At 58.6% G+C, this 19545-nt stretch carries 19 protein-coding genes; 14 read left to right on the top strand and 5 right to left on the bottom strand.

Annotated features, from left to right (window positions below; all coding sequences use genetic code 11):
- The first annotated feature begins 70 nt into the window (after positions 1-70).
- Positions 71-490: a CidA/LrgA family protein gene (locus tag FY156_04895; protein UXS00880.1), complete on the top strand. Its 420-nt coding sequence runs from the start codon at positions 71-73 to the stop codon at positions 488-490.
- Positions 477-1178: an LrgB family protein gene (locus FY156_04890; GenBank protein UXS00879.1), complete on the top strand. Its 702-nt coding sequence runs from the start codon at positions 477-479 to the stop codon at positions 1176-1178. Before FY156_04895 ends, FY156_04890 begins: the two co-directional genes overlap by 14 nt.
- A gap of 21 nt (positions 1179-1199) precedes the next feature.
- Here FY156_04890 and FY156_04885 read toward each other — a convergent pair whose 3' ends face one another.
- From FY156_04885 to FY156_04875, 3 genes are all read right to left on the bottom strand, one after another.
- Positions 1200-1556, bottom strand: coding sequence for a cupin domain-containing protein (locus FY156_04885; protein ID UXS00878.1), 357 nt, complete (start codon positions 1554-1556; stop codon positions 1200-1202).
- An 18-nt stretch (positions 1557-1574) separates the two neighbouring features.
- Positions 1575-2858 (bottom strand): O-acetylhomoserine aminocarboxypropyltransferase, encoded by a 1284-nt coding sequence (locus FY156_04880; GenBank protein ID UXS00877.1) that lies wholly within the window; start codon positions 2856-2858, stop codon positions 1575-1577.
- A gap of 74 nt (positions 2859-2932) precedes the next feature.
- Positions 2933-3367, bottom strand: coding sequence for a CoA-binding protein (locus FY156_04875; GenBank protein UXS00876.1), 435 nt, complete (start codon positions 3365-3367; stop codon positions 2933-2935).
- A gap of 837 nt (positions 3368-4204) precedes the next feature.
- On the opposite strand from FY156_04875, the gene FY156_04870 reads away from it, so the two are divergent.
- The 6 genes from FY156_04870 (at position 4205) to FY156_04845 (ending at position 9143) form a co-directional block, all read left to right on the top strand.
- Positions 4205-5041 (top strand): EamA family transporter, encoded by an 837-nt coding sequence (locus tag FY156_04870; GenBank protein UXS00875.1) that lies wholly within the window; start codon positions 4205-4207, stop codon positions 5039-5041.
- A 246-nt stretch (positions 5042-5287) separates the two neighbouring features.
- Positions 5288-5752: a 50S ribosomal protein L13 gene (gene rplM, locus FY156_04865; GenBank protein UXS00874.1), complete on the top strand. Its 465-nt coding sequence runs from the start codon at positions 5288-5290 to the stop codon at positions 5750-5752.
- 2 nt (positions 5753-5754) lie between these two features.
- Positions 5755-6222, top strand: coding sequence for a 30S ribosomal protein S9 (rpsI, locus tag FY156_04860; protein ID UXS00873.1), 468 nt, complete (start codon positions 5755-5757; stop codon positions 6220-6222).
- Between the two features lie 128 nt (positions 6223-6350).
- The gene (gene speB / locus FY156_04855; GenBank protein UXS00872.1) at positions 6351-7304 is read left to right on the top strand and encodes an agmatinase; all 954 of its coding nucleotides are present in this window, start codon (positions 6351-6353) and stop codon (positions 7302-7304) included.
- A 73-nt stretch (positions 7305-7377) separates the two neighbouring features.
- Positions 7378-8304, top strand: a complete 927-nt coding sequence (gene argC, locus FY156_04850; GenBank protein ID UXS00871.1) for an N-acetyl-gamma-glutamyl-phosphate reductase — start codon at positions 7378-7380, stop codon at positions 8302-8304.
- Positions 8301-9143, top strand: a complete 843-nt coding sequence (locus FY156_04845) for a phosphotransferase (protein UXS00870.1) — start codon at positions 8301-8303, stop codon at positions 9141-9143. The genes argC and FY156_04845 overlap by 4 nt, the downstream gene beginning before the upstream one ends.
- Position 9144: 1 nt before the next feature.
- On the opposite strand, the gene FY156_04840 is transcribed toward FY156_04845, so the two are convergent.
- Entirely contained in the window at positions 9145-10263 is a 1119-nt protein-coding gene (locus FY156_04840; GenBank protein UXS03021.1) for a heme A synthase, read from the bottom strand.
- Positions 10264-10513: 250 nt separating this feature from the next.
- On the opposite strand from FY156_04840, the gene FY156_04835 reads away from it, so the two are divergent.
- Both FY156_04835 and FY156_04830 read left to right on the top strand, forming a co-directional pair.
- On the top strand, positions 10514-10726 hold the full coding sequence (locus FY156_04835; protein UXS00869.1) for a DUF2842 domain-containing protein: 213 nt from the start codon (positions 10514-10516) through the stop codon (positions 10724-10726).
- A 101-nt stretch (positions 10727-10827) separates the two neighbouring features.
- A complete protein-coding gene (locus FY156_04830; GenBank protein UXS00868.1) occupies positions 10828-12084 on the top strand; it encodes a GNAT family N-acetyltransferase in 1257 nt (418 codons plus the stop codon).
- 38 nt (positions 12085-12122) lie between these two features.
- Here the strand turns inward: FY156_04830 and FY156_04825 are convergent, their stop codons facing one another.
- Complete coding sequence (locus FY156_04825; GenBank protein ID UXS00867.1) at positions 12123-14393, bottom strand: chain-length determining protein; 2271 nt, start codon at positions 14391-14393, stop codon at positions 12123-12125.
- 221 nt (positions 14394-14614) lie between these two features.
- Here FY156_04825 and FY156_04820 point away from each other — a divergent pair, with 221 nt between their 5' ends.
- From FY156_04820 to FY156_04805, 4 genes are all read left to right on the top strand, one after another.
- Positions 14615-15187: a polysaccharide export protein gene (locus FY156_04820; protein ID UXS00866.1), complete on the top strand. Its 573-nt coding sequence runs from the start codon at positions 14615-14617 to the stop codon at positions 15185-15187.
- Positions 15188-15204: 17 nt separating this feature from the next.
- Positions 15205-16341: a glycosyltransferase family 4 protein gene (locus FY156_04815; GenBank protein UXS00865.1), complete on the top strand. Its 1137-nt coding sequence runs from the start codon at positions 15205-15207 to the stop codon at positions 16339-16341.
- Between the two features lie 120 nt (positions 16342-16461).
- Positions 16462-18018: an undecaprenyl-phosphate glucose phosphotransferase gene (locus FY156_04810; protein UXS00864.1), complete on the top strand. Its 1557-nt coding sequence runs from the start codon at positions 16462-16464 to the stop codon at positions 18016-18018.
- Positions 18015-19274 carry an O-antigen ligase family protein gene (locus FY156_04805; protein UXS00863.1) on the top strand — a complete coding sequence of 420 codons (1260 nt, stop codon included), beginning with the start codon at positions 18015-18017 and terminating at the stop codon, positions 19272-19274. The genes FY156_04810 and FY156_04805 overlap by 4 nt, the downstream gene beginning before the upstream one ends.
- Positions 19275-19545 lie beyond the last annotated feature (271 nt).

Raw genomic sequence — 19545 nt, 5'->3', positions numbered from 1 at the left:
CATTTTGAGAATATAGGGGCGCAAACTATAGTGCGGGTCAAGGGAGGTTGTCGCAGCAAGGGTCAGTCAGATGACGATAAACAAGACAACACACACTCTGCACAACCGTATTGTCTCCAGCAGGCTTTTCCAGATCATCATCATCAGCGCCTTCTGGCTGCTTGGCGAAGCCATCGTTCGTATTGCGCATCTGCCGTTTCCCGGTGCGGTCGCCGGATTGGCGCTCGTGCTCGTTCTGCTCGCCTCGGGCAAGATAAAGCCGACAAGCATGCGTGGCGGCGCGCAATGGCTGCTGGCGGACATGCTGCTGTTTTTCGTACCTGCTGTTCTCGCGGTTCTCGACCACCAGGAATTTCTCGGCATTGTCGGGCTGAAAATCCTCGCCGTCATCCTCGGCGGCACGGCAGCCGTGATGTGCTCGACCGCGCTCGCCGTCGATTTCGGCTACCGCATGATGATGCGGCTGGAGCAACGCCATGTTCCCGTCTGACAGTCTCATTTTCCAGACGGCATTCTGGTCGGCAGCAACAATCGTTCTCTATTACGTCTCGAAGCGGATTTATGGCCGTTGGCCGAAACCCTATCTCTCGCCGCTGCTTCTGGCGCCGCTGTTTCTGATCTTGATCGCGCTTGCCATGAACACGGGTTATGCCGAGTACATCCACGCAACACACTGGTTGATGCTGCTGCTTGGCCCGGTGACGGTCGCCTTCGCCATTCCGATCTATGAGCAGCGGGCAATGATCCGCCGGTACTGGCCGGTGCTGGCCTTTGGCGTAACGGTTGGCAGCACGACGGCGATGGTGACCGCATGGGCGCTGGCGAGCCTTCTCAGCATCGACGGAGCCTTGCGTCTCAGCCTCTTGCCAAGATCGATCAGCACGCCCTTCGCCATGACCATTTCACAGGACATTGGCGGCGTGCCCGATCTGACTGCCGTGTTCGTGGTGCTGACGGGCGTGCTGGGTGCCGCACTTGGCGAAACGCTGCTGCGCTATCTGCCGCTCAAGTCGTCGCTGGCACGCGGCGCCCTGTTCGGCATGGGCGCGCATGGCGCCGGTGTCGCAAGAGCACACCAGATCGGTCAGGAAGAAGGCTCGATCGCAGGACTGGTGATGGTGATTGTTGGACTGGTCAACGTTCTTGTTGCGCCAGTCCTGGCCATGCTGCTGCGTTAAACGGCACGGTGTCATCCGCCGTTACAGGCGGATGACGTAATCCTTGCGGGTCGTCTCGATGACTTCCCAGGTTCCCTTGAAACCAGGCCGCACAATGAGCCTGTCGCCTTTTTGAAGGTGGATGGGCTCGCCGCCCTCCTCCGTCAGCACGGAGTGGCCTTCAAGGATGCTGAAATATTCCCACTCATCGTAGACCACCCGCCATTTGCCCGGCGTCGACTGCCAGATACCGGCATAAAGACCACCTGAAGCCTCCTCCAGATTCCACGTCGTGAATTTGGGATCACCGGAAACCAGCCGGTCGGGCGCAGGCGCACCCTCTTCCGGTTGAACGCCAGCAAGATCGCCATCGGTCGCGAAGGTCAGAAAATTCGTCATGGGCATGCTCCGGCGGGATCAGATCTTGGCGAGCGACTGCTCGAGATCGGCAATGATGTCGTTGACGTCTTCGATGCCGATCGACAGGCGGACGACATCCGGGCCGGCACCTGCGGCCTTCTGCTGTTCCGGCGTCAATTGCGCATGGGTGGTGGAGGCCGGGTGGATGACCAGCGAGCGCGTGTCGCCGATATTGGCGAGATGCGAGAAGAGCTGCAGTCCCTCGACCAGCTTCTTTCCGGCTTCATATCCACCCTTGATGCCGAAGGTGAAGACAGAACCTGCGCCCTTCGGCGAATAGTGCTGCTGGATCGCGTGATTGTCGCTGTCCTCCAGCCCGGCATAGTGCACCCAGCCGATCTTGGCATGCGACTTCAGCCACTTGGCTACGGCAAGCGCGTTGTCGGAATGGCGCTGGACGCGCAGCGGCAGAGTTTCGATGCCGGTCAGAATAAGAAACGCGTTGAACGGCGCAATCGATGGGCCGAGATCGCGAAGGCCGAGCACCCGGCAGGCAATGGCAAAGGCAAAGTTGCCGAACGTCTGGTGCAGCACGACGCCTGAATATTCCGGACGTGGCTGAGACAACGCCGGGTAGCGATCCGTGGCCGACCAGTCGAAGGTGCCGCCATCGACGATGACGCCTCCCATGGAATTGCCGTGGCCGCCGAGAAACTTGGTCAGCGAATGCACAACGATATCCGCGCCATGTTCGAGCGGGCGAACGAGATAAGGGCTTGCCATGGTATTATCGACGATCAGCGGCAGTCCACGGCGGTGTGCGATATCGGCAATGGCGGCGATATCGACGAAGGTGCCGCCCGGATTGGCAAGGCTTTCGATGAAGATTGCCCGGGTGCGATCATCGATCTGATTTTCGAAGCTTGCCGGTTCGGCAGCATCGGCCCAGCGAACCTGCCAGCCGAAATTCTTGAAAGCATGACCGAACTGGTTGACGGAGCCGCCGTAGAGCTGGCGGGCGGCAACGAAATTGTCACCGGGCTGAAGAAGCGTGTGGAACACCAGCATCTGAGCCGCATGGCCGGATGCGACGGCAAGGGCTGCCGTGCCGCCTTCCAGTGCCGCAACACGTTCTTCGAGTACGGCCTGGGTGGGGTTCATGATGCGCGTATAGATATTGCCGAATTCCTTCAGCCCGAAAAGAGCAGCGGCATGTTCGGAATCCCGGAAGGCATAAGCCGTCGTCTGATAGATCGGCGTAGCGCGGGCACCCGTTGTCGGATCGGGCTGTGCACCCGCGTGTACGGCAAGCGTGGCGAAACCGGGATTGCTGCTCGACATAATGTTTCCTCCAATTGAAATTTTGGAGGGATCATAACGCCTTGGCGGCAAATGGTAAGCCTGTTGCGTTCCAACTATCGCTTAATATTGAGACGCGGATACTCAATTGCCGGGCAACGGTCCATCACAACATCTATGCCGTAGGATTCCGCCTTGGCGGCTGCGTCGTCGTCGCGCACGGAAAGCTGCCCCCAGAGCACGGCTGGGCGTTCAGGCAGGAGAATCGCCTCCTCGACGACATCCGAGAGATATTCCGGCGCGCGAAAAACATCGATCATGTCGACCGGCTCGGGAATATCGGACAGACGGGCATAGACCTTCTGCCCCAGGATTTCCTTGCCTGCCTGCCCGGGATTGACGGGAATGACATGGTAGCCCTTGGCCAGAAGAAACCGCATGACGCCATGGCTCGGCCGCGCAGGGTTGGGAGACGCGCCAAGCAGAGCAATCGTTTCGACTTTCGTCAGGATCGTTCGGAGGTAGTCCGGATTGTAGTGGTCATGTTGCATGCCGACTTGTCCCTTTCTTACGCTCTTCTTTTCATGCCCATCCGTCGGATGCTGCGTAAAAATGCGCCGCTCCAACAATCGCCCTTCGAGCCCCTCGCTTTTAGCATAGCCTTTTTTCTGGCTCGTACGATTTAACACAGGCACTGCAAAGGTAACGATCTTCTGTCATCTAGGTTGCCCTTCGACCGCGATGAAGGCCCGATTTGCGAATTTGCGACTTATCGGACAAGTGCTGCAACTTTTGCAAAATGATTTCACGACGCATTGCAATCCAGGTTGCAGATTTTTCACGCGGAGATTGCGCAACAATCAAGCAACCTCGAAAATAATCCTAGACGACACCATAAACGTGCATAACATCCGCCATTCGTCTCCTGTTTGTTTTCATTCCGTTCACAGCAACATTAGCCATATCTAATTTTCAAGATATGCGGCGGCGCAGCAAAAAAATATCGACCTGAAACGTTTCAGTTCGTTAAATTAGCGATTTTTGAAATTCATTTTCATTTGTGATATTGCCAAGAAAGCCCTTCTCACCGTGTCGAAACGAACTCATGCAAATCGATTTGATCCGTAACATCCTCACGTAACATCGCGATCGAAACATGTCGGAAGACACACCAGGAGCAAAACCACAAGCTGTGCAGTGAGGTCAGCAAATTTGCAAATGACAGGCTAAATAATGGGCATGCCCCACGGCATTTGCGCTGATAAATTTTCTGACCGAGAGGTTTGGCGCTTTTGCGACATCGCCGCTCACACCATCAATATCGAGAAGAGTACCGCGCCTGCAGGAAATACGGTAGATGAAGAAAAAATGACGCGGGCGAATCTATCGTGACAATCGAGATCTTCTTGCTGGTGCTCCTTGGCGCCTTGCTGCATGCGGGCTGGAACGCGCTGGTGAAGGCCGGGTCCGACAAGTCGCTCGATGCCTCTCTGATTGCAGCCGGCGCGGCTGCGTGCTGCGTCCCCTTCCTGCCCTTCCTGCCTTTTCCAGAGCCGATTGCCCTGCCCTTTCTGATCGCATCTGCCTTTCTGCAGTTTGCTTATTTCAGGCTTGTTGCGGCCGCCTACACGATCGGCGACATCGGCCTGGTCTATCCCGTCATGCGCGGCGTGGCACCTTTGATCGTCGCGGCATCGAGCAGCCTGTTTCTCAGTGAAATACTAAGCCCGGTTGCGCTTCTTGGCATTGCGATCATCTCAGCCGGTATTCTGACCCTGGCGTTCGAAGCACGGCGCGGTGGCGGACGGGCCATTCTTGTCGCCCTTCTCAACGCTTTCGTCATTGCCTCCTATACCTTCGTCGATGGCGTCGGCGCGCGGCTTTCCGGCAACGCGATTTCCTATACGCTGTGGATGTCGCTTCTACCGCCGGTGCTGCTTTTCACATTCGCTTTCTATCAACGCGGCGTCACGCCTGTTGTCCAGCACGTCAAGCGTTACTGGTGGCGTGGGCTGATCGGCGGTGGCGGCTCCATCCTGTCTTATGGACTGGCACTTTACGCGATGACAAAAGCCCCTGTGGCCGTGGTCGCGGCACTGCGCGAAACCTCAATTCTGTTCGCCATCGTCATTTCCGTGGTGATCCTAAAAGAGCGGGCGAGCATCTGGCGTTATGCGGCCGGAGCGATCATTGCGGGTGGCGTTCTGGTCATGCGGCTGGGTTAAATGGCCCGACTTGATGGGGTAAAATAATACCACACAGACAAACCATTGTTTTTGCTTGATTATTTTTACGGCCCTGAAAATCGCTGATATTGACGCTTTTTCCGCCGCACCGTATAAGCGCGCCAGACTGAATTCCTGCCGGAAAGCGGTCTTTTGCGGTTGCTGACAAGGCAACCAACCCAAGCAACAAGAAACGCCTGCATACGCTTTTTACCGCGCATGACAGGTTCAAAGAAAGTGAAAACTATGTCTACTTTCGTTCAGAAGCCCGCTGAGGTGGAGAAGAAGTGGATCATCATCGACGCCGAAGGCCTCGTTGTTGGTCGTCTCGCCACCATCGTTGCTACCCGCCTGCGCGGTAAGCACAAGGCAACCTACACCCCTCACGTCGATGACGGCGACAACGTCATCATCATCAACGCTGAGAAGGCTGTCTTCACCGGCAACAAGTATTCCGACAAGAAGTACTACTGGCACACCGGTCACCCTGGTGGCATCAAGGAGCGTACGGCTCGCCAGATCATCGAAGGCCGCTTCCCGGAGCGCGTCGTTGAGAAGGCCGTTGAGCGCATGATCCCGCGCGGCCCGCTCGGTCGTCGCCAGATGAAGAACCTCCGCGTTTACGCTGGTTCGAACCATCCGCACGAAGCACAGCAGCCCGTCGCTCTCGACGTTGCATCGCTGAACAAGAAGAACGTAAGGAGCGCCTGATAATGGCCGATCTTTCCTCCCTGAAAGACCTCGCCCCGGCATCGGAAGCTTCGGCTCCTGTGCACGTCCGCAAGGTTGACACCCTCGGCCGCTCCTACGCGACCGGCAAGCGCAAGAACGCCGTAGCCCGCGTATGGGTCAAGGCTGGTTCTGGCAAGATCATCATCAACGGTCGCGACTTCACGGCGTACTTCGCTCGTCCGGTCCTCCAGATGATCCTGCAGCAGCCGATCGTTGCTGCCGCTCGCACGGGTCAGTTCGACATCATCGCTACGGTTGCTGGCGGCGGTCTGTCCGGCCAGGCCGGTGCAGTTCGTCACGGTCTGTCCAAGGCCCTCACCTACTTCGAACCGGGCCTGCGCTCTGTTCTGAAGAAGGGTGGCTTCCTGACCCGCGACAGCCGCGTTGTCGAGCGTAAGAAGTACGGTAAGGCCAAGGCTCGCCGTTCCTTCCAGTTCTCCAAGCGTTAATCGCTTCCGGAATACAGAACTACGAAAAGGCGGGGCTTCGGCTCCGCCTTTTTTCGTTGTCATGCGCCCTTGTTTTTGTCCCGATAAAACCGCAACCTCGCGGGTAAACAGGACCGTCGGGGAAACACATGCCATCGAAAACCATAGATCACGCCTTTACCGCCACCACGCTGACGTCGGCTGCGACCGATCCGACCCATGCGGGCACGCTGTCTTTCATGCGGCGCAAGTTCACCAAGAACCTGAAGGGCGTTTCAACGGCGGTCTGGGGCATTCCTTTCGATGCGGCAACGTCCAACCGTCCCGGCGCACGGTTCGGGCCACAGGCCATTCGCCGTGCTTCGGCGATTTTCGACAACGACCCGCAATATCCGTTCGAACGCGACCTGTTCGCCCATATGCCGACCATCGATTATGGCGACTGCCTGCTCGATTACGGCAACCATTGGAAAACGCCTGAGACGATCGAAAAAGAAGCGCGCAAGATCATTTCCAAGACGGACTATCTGCTGACGCTGGGAGGCGACCACTTCATTACCTGGCCGCTTCTGAAAGCCCACGTGGCCAAACACGGTCCGTTGGCGCTGGTGCAGTTCGACGCGCATCAGGACACCTGGTTCGACGACGGCAAACGGATCGACCACGGCTCCTTTGTGGCGCGCGCCGTGCGTGAGGGGCTGATCGATGCAGACCGCTCGATCCAGATCGGCATCCGTACACACGCGCCCGACGATTTCGGCATTCACATTGTGCATGGCTATGAGGTGGAGGAGATGCGCGCGAGCGACATCGCCGCGCTAATCGTCCGGCATACGGCAGGCATGCCCGTCTATCTGACCTTCGATATCGATTGCCTCGATCCGGCTTTTGCCCCCGGCACGGGAACGCCTGTGGCGGGTGGCCCCACCAGCGCCAAGATCCTGTCCGTTCTGCGCGGGCTCGGCCAGCTCGATATTCGTGGCTCGGATGTAGTCGAGGTCGCACCGGCTTACGACCATGCGGATGTCACCGCCATTGCCGGGGCGACGGTTGCAATGTATATGCTTGGCCTGCGCGCTGAGCGACTGGCGAAAGCAGGTTGAAACAAGACCCGCCGACGCATGAGAGATTGAATCCGAAAACAGATACAACCCACTGAAAAGTCAGGACAAGGACATGACAGCGAAGATCTTCATCGATGGCGAACACGGCACCACGGGTCTGCAGATCCGCACGCGCCTTGCTGGCCGCCGCGATATCGAGCTGCTGTCGATTCCCGAGGCCGAGCGTCGCAACGCCGCCATGCGTGAAGACATGCTGAATGGCGCCGATGTTTCCATCCTGTGCCTTCCCGACGACGCGTCGCGGGAAGCCGTCGGCATGGTCGCTGGCAACAACAATGTCCGCATCATCGACACGTCCACCGCGTTCCGGACACATCAGGAATGGGCTTACGGCTTCGCTGAAATGGACAAGGAACAGACCGACAAGGTGCGTTCGGCCCGTTTCGTCGCCAATCCCGGCTGCTATCCGACCGGCGCCATCGGCCTTATCCGGCCGCTGCGTGCCGCCGGCATTCTGCCTGACGGCTACCCGGTCAGCGTCAACGCCGTTTCCGGTTACACCGGTGGTGGCAAGCAGTTGATCGGCCAGATGGAAGACCTGAACCGCGATGACGCCATCACGGCCAACAACTTCCTTTACGGGCTGACGCTGAAGCACAAGCACGTTCCCGAAATGAAACAGCACGGCCTTCTGGACCGTTCTCCGCTGTTTTCGCCCTCCGTCGGCCGCTTCGCGCAGGGCATGATCGTACAGGTACCGCTGTTCGTTGCCGACCTGAAGGACGGCGCGAGTGTCGAAACCGTGCATGCCGCACTTGTTGCCCATTATGCCGGCCAGGACATCGTTACCGTTGTGCCGCTTGAAGAGAGCAAGGAGATTGCCCGCATCGATGCCGAGGAACTGGTCAACAAGGACACGATGAAGCTTTACGTGTTCGGCACCGGTGAGCACATCAACCTCGTTGCTGTCCTCGACAATCTCGGCAAGGGCGCATCGGGTGCGGCTGTCCAGAACATGGAACTGATGCTCTCTGCATGAGCGGGAGCGGCCTGCCTTTTCCGCCCGAATGGCAGATCGCGCAAGCCAGGCAGATTGCCGACACGGTTGCGGGCACGGTCTATGACGTGACCCGCGCCGACGGTTCACGCGATATTGCCAAAATTCTCAAACCCAAGGCGCTTGAAGACAGCCTGCGCGGTGCGGATTTCATCGCATGGCGCGGCGGTATTGGCTGCGTCGAACTGATCGACCGCACCGATACGATCCTCCTGATGGAACACGCCGGCGAGACGACACTGCGTGACCTTCTGGAGCAGGATGGCGATGCGGCAGCAACCGGCATCGCCGCCGAGGTCCTCCTCGATTACCACCGCCCGTCGGACGCGCCGCCGCCTGCCAGCCTGCAGCCACTGCAGCGTTATTTTGCCAGCCTGTTTGCCAAGGCAGAACAGGACAGGCGAGACGGTCGCGACAGCCTGTACACCGAAGCTGCCGGCATTGCGCAGGCGCTGATTGGCAATCAGCAGGATATCAAGCCGTTGCATGGCGACCTGCACCACGAAAACATCATGAAGAGCCCGCGTGGCTGGATCATCATCGATCCTGCCGGCCTGATCGGCGATCCTGCACACGATGTCGCCAACATGTTCTCCAATCCGCTCGACCGGTTCGATCTGACCCGCAGCGAGGAGAGAATTGCCGCAATGGCCTCTGTTTTTGCCGAAACGCTGAAGCGCGACATGCGCACCATCCTGCGTTACGCCTTTGCCTATGGCTGCCTTTCAGCCGCCTGGCATGAGGAAGACGGCAATGAAAAAGACCGCGACGATGAACTTTCCGTCGCGGTCTCGATAAAATCCGTCCTCGGACAGCTGTGAATCAGTCGCGAAGCTCGACCGCGACTGCCGGCGGGTATTCACCGATAAAACCACGCCAGTGTGCAATCGCGAAGCCAAGCACGATCAGCGCCATGCCCTGATGGGCGAGTGCCACGTGGATATCGACATGCATCAGCAGCGTCGTGATGCCGAGCGCAGCCTGGATGCAGATCAGCACGAAGAACAGCACACTACGGCGCGCATGCGGCGTTCCCGGCAACTCCCGGCAGATGCCGACCATATGCCAGAGACTTGCGGCAAACAGCGTGTAGGCGCCCAGACGATGCACGAACTGCACGGTCTTGGGGTTCTCGAACAGATTGATCCACCAGGGCTGCTGCAGGAAGAGATCGCCCGGAACCAGTGAACCGTCCATCAGCGGCCAGGTGTTATAGGAGAGCCCGGCATTCAGCCCGGCAACCAGCGCACCGAGATAGATCTGGAAAAGACAGAGTACGGCCAGCACCATGGCAAACCGCCGGCCGGTGCGTTCATTGGCGGCATCCGGTGAGTGCACCGACAGGCCACGCAATATCCACATGCACCCTGCAAAGATCAGACAGGCGATCGTCAGATGGGTGGCAAGGCGATATTGCGACACATCCGTGCGGTTGACGAGGCCAGACGACACCATCCACCAGCCGATGAAGCCCTGAAAGCCGCCCAGCGCCAGCAGTCCGACCAGTGGCAAACGCAGACGTTTTTCGATGCGGCCGGTCAGCCAGAAATAGGCGAGCGGCAGCGCGAAGATCAGACCAATGGTGCGGGCCAGCAAGCGGTGCGCCCATTCCCACCAGAAAATGGTCTTGAACTCATCCAGTGACATGCCCCTGTTGATTTCCTGATATTGCGGAATGCGCTTGTAAAGCTGGAATTCCTCTTCCCATTCGGCAACCGAAAGCGGTGGAATGGCGCCGTGTATCGGCTTCCATTCGGTGATGGAAAGGCCCGATTCCGTCAGGCGCGTCGCGCCGCCGACAAGAACGAGACAAAACAGCGTAAAAAGCACCACGCGCAACCAGATTCGCAGAAGGCGACGATCCTTCTCCTGTTTGTGCAGGGCAGTTTCCACCGCCAGCTCCACAGAACCGTTTGCCACCGTCATGCCACTCGAACGCATTTCGCCGATCTCCATTGTTCAGCCTCTGTCTGATTAGCCCCAACCGACCCTGCAAAACAAGACCCGAGGGTTTGCGGCATCCCGTCGCGGCGCTATAGTCGGGCAAGACATTCGGGGTGGAGCATTGCATGGGTGAACGTCATTTGGTTTCGGCAATACAACCGAAGGGGGATCGGAGCGTCGGGCGATTTTCCTCAGAAACGGCAAAACCCGGCCTCAATGCCCGAAACCTGAACCTCGGTTGATCCTCATGCGCCCTCGCCTCAGATCCTTCATCGGCACCATCGTCATTATCTGTCTTGTCGTGGTTTATGCCGTCGTGGCCACCTCCGTTGCGGCTGCGATCTTGTCGCAATCCCCCTGGTTGGTGCACCTCGCCTATTTCATTCTGACCGGGCTTTTGTGGATTTTGCCCGCCATGCTCATCATTCGATGGATGGCCGGGTCAAAACAGGCAAAATAGCGTGGACAAAAGCGCGTTACCGCCCGCTGCTGCCTTGCGCTTATAAAGACATTGTTTGCCGGTGGCAGCTATAGTCTCGCCTGATCAACCGGAGAGAGCGGATGACGGCGGTGGGGCCGGTCACGACCAAGGATGGCGAAGCGAAGTTCACTTCGGTGGACGGTTCTGCGTTGCCTGAGCGGCGCCGCGCCGACCGGCTCGTCGTCGATCTCGTCGACGATATCGATTCCATCCGCACAGAATGGGACGCTCTCGACCGCGATGCTCTCAACTCGCTGCATCAGGGACTGGACTGGTGCCGCATCTGGGCGAAGACCCAGAATAGCCCGTTGCATGTCATCCGTGGCCGTCAGGGTGGCAAAACCGTTTTCCTTCTGCCACTCGAACTGGTCCGTGAGGGTGGCATTCGCCAGGCGCGTTTCCCAGGCGGCCGCTTCAACAACATCAATACCGGTGTGTTCGATACGGAGTTTGCCGAGAAGGCAAACAGCGCCACGACCGCAGCCATTACCCGCGAAGCCAAAAAGCTTCTGCATGGAAAGGCCGATATTCTGGCGTTGCAGAATGTGCCGCTGGTCTGGCGTGAACGCACCAGCCCGCTTGCGCATCTTGCCTCTGTCGAAAACCAGAACCCCGCCTTCCAGCTTCCGCTTCTCGGCAGCATGGAAAACACGATCCGGCAGGTGAATGCCAAAAGGCGCCGCAAGAAATTTCGCATCCAGAGCCGCCGTGCCGAAGAACTGGGTGGCTACACCCACGTGATCGCGCAGACGCCGGAGGAAAAATGCCAGTTGCTGCAGACCTTTTTCCGGCAGAAATCGACGCGGTTTGCATCACAGGGCATACCAGACGTTTTCCGCGATCAGGCCGTCAAGGACTTCTTCTACGACCTGGCATCCGTCGAACCGGCCGGGACTGACACCGCGCTCGAATTACACGCCATCCGCCTTCACGGCGAAAATGAAGGCTTGATTGCCGCGGTTGCCGGTCTTTCGCGCAAGCAGGACCATGTGATCTGCCAGTTCGGCTCGATCGATGAAACGGTTGCCAAGGACCTGAGCCCCGGCGAATTGCTGTTCTGGCTGATGATAGAGCGGTCCTGTCAGGACAAGGCCGTGCTGTTCGATTTCGGCGTCGGCGACCAGCTTTACAAACGAAGCTGGTGCCCGATGATGACGGTGCAGCACGATATCTTCCTGCCGCTGACACTGAAAGGCCGGCTTGCAGCGTCTGTGTTCGTGGCGATTGCCAGAACCAAGAGTGCGATCAAAACCAACCCGACGCTTTATGCGCTGATCCAGCGGCTGCGTGCCCGCACATGGGATGGAGGCGGATCAGCCGCCTCCAGGGACGATTAGGATCAAGATCCCATCGATGTTTGAAACGCTATCTGCGCTCACGCGGCGCTGAGATGATCGCGCTTGCGCATTCCCGACATCGGCAGAGCCTGTTCGTAGCCATGCGCGAGCAGATCACCGAGGGTCTTTTCCAGCACGACATCTTTCGTGTCGGGAACGGAAACGACGATTTCGGCAGGCATACGCCGCAACATCTTCTCAAGGCTCTGAATCTGGACCGCGCCGCATTCCACGAGAACCGTGTCATAGGCATCAGACAGCGCGTTGATGATCATCGTCAGCCGGTCGATGGCGCGCATCGCTTCACGCGGCTGCGCATTGCCCTGCGGCACAATATGAGCATCGGACAGCCGGTCGCTATGAATTGTCTCGCCAAATGCGGCTGCACCAGCCAACAGGTCCATGATACCGGGAAGGCCGGTGTCGGGAGCCATCAGGCGGGTCGGACACGCGGACGCTGTCATATCCACCAGAACGACGGAACGGCCGAGTTCGGAAAGAGCACGGGCCAGCATGACGGTGGTTGTGGAACCACTATCACCGGTCGGAGACACGACCGCGACCACAGGCTTGGCAACGCGAGCCGCCAGGAATGCCGCAACGGCATCAACCGAAAATTCGCCCTGGTCGTCATCGTCTTCCGCTGCGGCAATCTCTTCCTGCGCGGCTGCCGTGACGGCGGCGGCCTGCGGCTTTTCTTCCGCGATAGCGGCAGGCGCCACCACTGGCGGTATTATCGCTGCGGCGGGTGCCGGTTCGGCATAAGCCTGCGGTGCAACGACCGGCGGCTTTTCTTTCGCCTTTGGCGTTTCCATCAATTCCGTCTCGTCGGCGCGTTCGATCTTGTCCTCTGCGGCGGCAATACGGTTGGGATTGTCGCCAGCGACTGGCGCAGGCGCACGACCAACCGGCTTCAAGGCGCGACCGGTGAACAGTTCCAACAGCATCACCACGATGCAGGAGAGAAGGAAGGTCGCCAGCGTCACGACGATGGTGATCGCCCCTGTTTTGGGGAAATAGGCTTCGCGCGGCTCGACGGCCGAGGAAATGACGCGGGCGTCGGCAGGCGTCGACTCTGCCGAGCCGGCGCGAGAGGTCGCTTCGCGGTAACGGGCGAGATAGGTTTCCAGCAACTGACGCTGGGCGGCGGCTTCGCGCTCCAGATCGTTCAATCCGACCTGCTGCTCGCCAGCGCGCGCACTTTCGGATTTCAGCACATTCATCTGCTGCACGAGTTGACGTTCCCGCAACCGCGAAACATTCGCCTCGTTTTCAAGGCTCGCCAGAACCTTGCGTGTCTCCTCCTGAATTTGCCGCTGAATGCCATCAAGCTGGCTGCGCAGCGCCTTGATACGCGGATGGCCTTCCAGCATCGAAGACGAAAGATCGGAAATCTGGCTGCGGATCGTCGCCTCGCTTTCCTTGAGGCGCTGGATCATCTGCGAACTCACCACATCCGGGAAAGTGTCGAGCGGGCGGCCACTTGAAAGGGCATTGCGTACGCTTTCAGCGCGCGCTTCCGCATTGGCCCGTTCCGTTCTGACGCGGGCAAGTTCGGTCGAGGCATCGCTCAATTGCCGTGTGGCAAGCGTTTCGCCCTGCCCGGCCGACAGAAGATCGGAGGAAGAGCGATAGTCGGCAACCTTGCGATCGGCATCACGCACCTTTTCGCGAAGACTGGCGATCTCCGGTTCAAGCCAGCGGGCAGCCTCGGTGCTGGTGTCCAGCTTCGCGCCGCTTTGCAGCGCGATGTAGACCTTCATCATCTCGTTCGGGATCGCGGCGGCGAGCTTGGGGTCCTGCGAGGAGAACTCAACAGCGATGACGCGCGAACTTTCAAGCTGATAGACCTGCAGCTTTTCCCTGAAAGCCTTGAGAACCCGTTCCTCCGGCGCAACCTGCAGCGGATCGCGCTTCAGACCAACGGAGACAAGCAATTGCGAAAGGAAGGAGGGATTTGCATCCGGGTCGAACTCGTTGAGCTCGTGCAGCTTCATGTCCCGCGCCACCTGTTTGATCAGGTCGACCGATTGCAGGATCTGCACCTGGCTCGAAACGGTCAGCTCATCCAGCGCAGGTTCGGCAGGCGTGTTCGACTGCGGCGATGCACCAAAAGATGCCGCGCGGGATTCGATCAGCACGCGCGCTTCGCCCTTGTAGGCTGGCGCCATCATGCTGGATGCGACAAAGGCAGCCCCGCCCGCGAGAAGCGTAATCAGGGCAATACGCCCCTTACGCTCCCATATCGCCGACATCAGCCGGGCGAGATCGATATCCACATCCCTGTCGTCCATGCGCTCGCCGTTCATACGGGCTCCATAGCCGGGGCAACCCCGTTTGTTCAAATATAGATCACCAATTTCGCGCAAAGCTTAAGTGTTGCCGGTAACACAACAGTTAATCCGGCAAACAACCGACGCAAATCGCGCAAATAAAGCCGATTTCATCGGCCATCCGCGCTGCTGTTTACCGGCCATTAACCCTAACAGACCGATAACAATGGTCATTGAACGACTCGGAGCCTGACGAAATGCCGCTCGCCGGATCACGACATGTCACAGCACTCATTGTAGCCGCCCTGTCGGCCCTTTCGGGATGCGCGGCATATCAACCCGCGCCGAAAGCATTCCATGAGGTTGCCATGCAACCCTATCACGTCGATAGCGGTGACCGGCTGCGCATCAATGTCTTCGAACAGGCCGGACTGACCAACACTTATACCGTGGATCAGGCCGGTTATGTTGCCTTCCCGCTCGTCGGCCAGGTTTCCGCCCGCGGCAAAACGTTGCCGCAACTCGAAGCCGCAATCGCTGCCAAACTCCGCCAGGGCTATCTGCGCGATCCTGATGTCACCATCGAGATCGATCGTTACCGCCCTGTCTTCATCATGGGCGAAGTTGGCCGGCCGGGTCAATATTCCTACGTGCCCGGCATGACAGTGCAAAATGCCATCGCCATTGCCGGCGGCTTTACCTCGCGCGCCAACCAGGCCGATGTCGATATCACCCGCAAAATCAACGCCGATGTCATCACCGGCCGCATCGGCATTACGGCACCGATCCTGGCGGGCGATACGGTTTATGTTCGCGAACGCTTTTTCTGACGGGCGAGACAGCATCGATGTCGAATGACGGGCCTCCGCTACGCATCATTCACTGCTTCCGCTCCCCTGTGGGCGGTGTCTTCCGCCATGTGCGCGACCTCATCGAAGAACACGTCAAGCAAGGCCACAAGGTCGGCATCGTCTGCGACAGTTCGACCGGCGGCGCCTACGAAGACAAGCTTTTCGCCCAGATTGCACCGATGCTGGAACTCGGGCTGACACGGCTGCCAATCCGGCGCTCGATCAGCCCTGGAGATCTCTTTGCTCTGTGGCGTTCCTATAAACACATCAAGAGTTTGCGGCCGGACATCTTGCACGGACACAGCGCCAAGGGCGGCGTGCTGGCACGATTGATCGGCTCACTGCTGCGGGTAAACAGGTATCGCGTCGCCCGCCTCTATTCGCCTCACGGCGGCAGCCTGCACTATGACAGGCGCAGCCTCAAGGGTCAGCTCTTCCTTCGGATCGAACGATTTCAGGAGCGCTTTACCGACGCGCTCTGCTTCGTCTGCCGGTTCGAACAGGAGACTTACGAAACGAAGGTCGGAAAGCCGCGCACCCGCACGGCGATGATCTACAATGGCGTTCAGGAAAACGAATTCGAGACCGTGCCGACACAGGAGGGTGCAGCACAATTTCTCTATATCGGCATGTTGCGCGACCTGAAGGGGCCGGACGTTTTTATCGATGCCTTTGCCAAGGCGGAGCGCATGACGGGCAAGACGCTGTCCGGCGTGATTGTCGGCGATGGCCCAGACAGAGACAAATATGCCGGAATGATTGCCCGTGCCGGTCTCGCGCGCCGCATCTCCATGCATGCGGCCATGCCGGCCCGCAAAGCCTTTGAAATGGCGTCGACCGTGGTGGTTCCCTCCCGCGCGGAAGCCATGCCCTACATCGTTCTGGAGGCGCTCGCGGCCGGCAAGACGGTCATTGCCTCGCGCGTTGGCGGCATTCCCGAAGTGCTGGGCGCAAAAAGCGAGGCGCTGGTACCCGCTGGCGATTCCGGCGCTCTGGCCAAAATCATGGTTCAGGATGCCAGCGACCCCATCTGGGCAGATCGGGTCATGCCTAAACCCGAGGACTTCAAGGCGCAGTTTTCCACACCGGTGATGGCCGCAGATATGCTGACGCTCTATCGCTCTTTGACCTGAGACGCGGCCAGCCCCAAAGTTACACGCCCTGACTGCACGCAGCGTTAATAATCGCTGCCATAAACGTTTCTTAGTATGTTTGGACTAGATTTTCGCTCGTAAAGGGTGTGGGCTGTAGCGATGAGCAAGGATAATGAAGAGCGGCACGAATTCGATGTAATCTCGTTCCGCAAGAAAATGTCCGAACGCGACAATAGAGACGCTTCCATTTCCGAAAGCGTCGAACTCAATCCGCTTGCGCGGCAGGTTGCCAGCCAGCTTCGCGCCGGAAATCACTCCCCCAACATGGTCATCGGTCAGTTGCGGATTTTTGAATTCGCGCTTCTTGCCGTGATCGCAGCCGCAGTCAACGGCTTTGCCGCCTATGACGGTGCCGGCGGTTTTGCCCCCTGGTTTGTCGGTGGATTGCTCGGCGCGCTCGCCTGCGTGATGTTCATGCAGGCTGGCGACTGCTACCAGCTTCCGGCGTTGCGTGCTCCTTTCAAGGTCTTCTTCCGGGTTCAGGGCGCCGTCATCCTGTCATTCGCGCTGATTGCCGGTTTTGCGCTGGTGTTCTTTCCCGATACGCCGCGCTCTCGGGACGTGTTCATCACCTGGTATGCGCTTTGCGCCATCGCACTGTTTGCCGGCCGCACGCTTCTTGGTTTTGCCATCGGCCACTGGTGGCGAAACGGCGTGATGGAACGCCGTGCCGTGATTGTTGGCGGTGGCGACATGGCCAAGGATCTCATTCGCTCCCTCGAACAGCAGACCGACAACGATATCCGCATCTGCGGCATTTTCGACGACAGAAAAAGCAGCGGTCGTTCGCCCGATGTCGTCGCCGGCTATCCCAAGCTTGGCACCTTTGCCGAACTGGTGGAGTTTGCCCGGCTGACGAAGCTCGACATGCTGATCATTGCCCTGCCGCTGAGTGCTGAAGCGCGCATTTTGCAATTGCTGCGCAAATTGTGGGTGCTGCCGGTGGATATCCGCATTGCCGCACACGCCAACAAGCTGCGTTTCCGCCCGCGCTCCTATTCACATGTCGGCGAAGTGCCGATGCTGGACGTTGTAGACAAGCCGATCCGCGACTGGGATTCGGTGGCAAAACGCATCTTCGACATCGTGTTCAGCATCATTGCCATCGTCCTTCTGTGGCCGATCATGCTGGGTGCGGCGATTGCCGTAAAAGCGACCTCGAAAGGTCCCGTGCTGTTCATGCAGAAGCGTCACGGCTTCAACAACGAGACTATTAACGTCTGGAAGTTTCGCTCCATGTATACGGAGCTCAGCGATCCGACCGCCAAGAAGGCGGTGACGAAAAACGATCCGCGCGTCACGCCGGTTGGACGTTTCCTGCGCAAGTCCTCGATCGATGAGTTGCCGCAGATGTTCAACGTTCTACGCGGCGATCTTTCCCTCGTTGGGCCGCGGCCGCACGCCGTTCACGCCCAGACGGGCGACCTGAAATACACCGAGGTGGTGGAGCATTATTTTGCCCGACACAAGGTCAAGCCGGGGGTTACGGGCTGGGCGCAGATCAATGGTTGGCGCGGTGAAATCGACCACGGCGACAAGATCAAGTTCCGCACCGAATACGATCTCTATTATATCGAGAACTGGTCGCTGTTCCTCGATCTGAAGATCCTGTTCCTGACACCCATACGCCTGCTCAAGTCGGAAAACGCCTATTGACCAAAGCCGCCTACCAGCACGCTCCGGATTTTGACGCGCCGCTGGCCACCATGCGGCTGATCGGCTCGTTCTTTATCGCGTTCGGGGTGTTTCTGTCCGGCTTCGTCATCTCGGAACCTGCGCCTTACGAACTGATGATGGTGGGACAGGTCGCGCTGTGGTTTCTGCTCGGCCTGCGTCTGTCGCGCACCGTCGTCATTCTGTTGTGTCTGCTGCTGGCCTTCAATGTGGGTGGATATCTGTCGCTGACCACCATGGCCAATCTGGATGAGGGGCCGCTTTATCTTGCGGTATCGACCTTTCTGGCGCTGACATCTGTTTTCTACGCCGCGATCATCGAAGACAAATATCAGCGACTTCTGCTGATCTTCCGCGCCTGGCTTGCGGCCGCGCTGATTACTTCAATGCTTGGCATTCTCGGTTATTTCCACGCCCTGCCCGGCTTTGAGGTCTTCACACTTTACGACCGCGCCAAGGGTGCATTTCAGGACCCGAACGTCTTCGGTCCCTTCCTGGTGGCTCCGTCGCTCTACCTGATCTACGGCCTGCTTACCGGCAAGACGATGCATGCGCCCTGGCGTATTGCCGGGCTGCTGGTGCTGGCGCTCGGCATCTTCCTGTCCTTCTCGCGTGCAGCCTGGGGCCTCTTTCTGTTTTCAGCGGTCCTGCTGGTGTTCGTGATGCTGCTCAAGGAGCGCACCTCGGCGTTTCGGCTGAAAATTCTTGTGCTGTTTCTTCTCGCAGTCGCTTTCATGGTGGCGGCCGTCATCATCGCCCTGCAATTCAAGCAGGTCGCGGATCTGTTTTCCAACCGTGCATCGGCCGTCCAGTCCTATGACGGTGGACACCTCGGCCGCTTTGCCCGCCACTATCTTGGTTTCCTGATGGCGATGGAACATCCGCTCGGGATCGGCCCGATGGTGTTCGACGACATCTTTCCCGCGGCCGAACACAATATCTGGCTGAAAAGCCTGACCACGCATGGCTGGTTCGGTTTCGTCATCTATCTGGCGATGGTCTGCTGGACGATTGCGGCGGGCTTCAACAACCTGCTGCGTGAGCGGCCGTGGCAACCGTTCCTGATTATCGCCTGGGTGACTTTCGTTGGTCACGTGCTGATTGGCAATGTCATCGATACCGACCACTGGCGGCATTTTTTCCTGCTTCTTGGCGTGATCTGGGGATGCATGGCGCTGGAGAAGCGCGAGACCCTGAAACGACGCCGAACACTGGCCGTATCCCCTCGCCTGCCGTAACGGAACTTTCCCTCATCATCGGCGTTTATCCCGCGATATCACGATCATACGGGGATAATTTGCATGACTCAGACCAATAATCTCTACCTCATCATCGGCGCGCTGGTTGTGGTGATCGCCGGCCTTGGCGCCTATGTCTGGCATGAAGAAAGCAAACCGCAGGGCATTGAGATGAACATCGGCCCGAACGGTGTCTCCGTCGAGCAGAAATAATATACGCAAGCGTGAGGCAACCTTGCCCCAATAGACCGGTCGCAGACGTTTAAAAACG

It is taken from the genome of Agrobacterium tumefaciens (assembly GCA_025559845.1).
Taxonomy (GTDB): Bacteria; Pseudomonadota; Alphaproteobacteria; order Rhizobiales; family Rhizobiaceae; genus Agrobacterium.
Note: the sequence above shows the minus strand (reverse complement) of the source record. Positions and strands in the feature narration are given on the sequence as shown.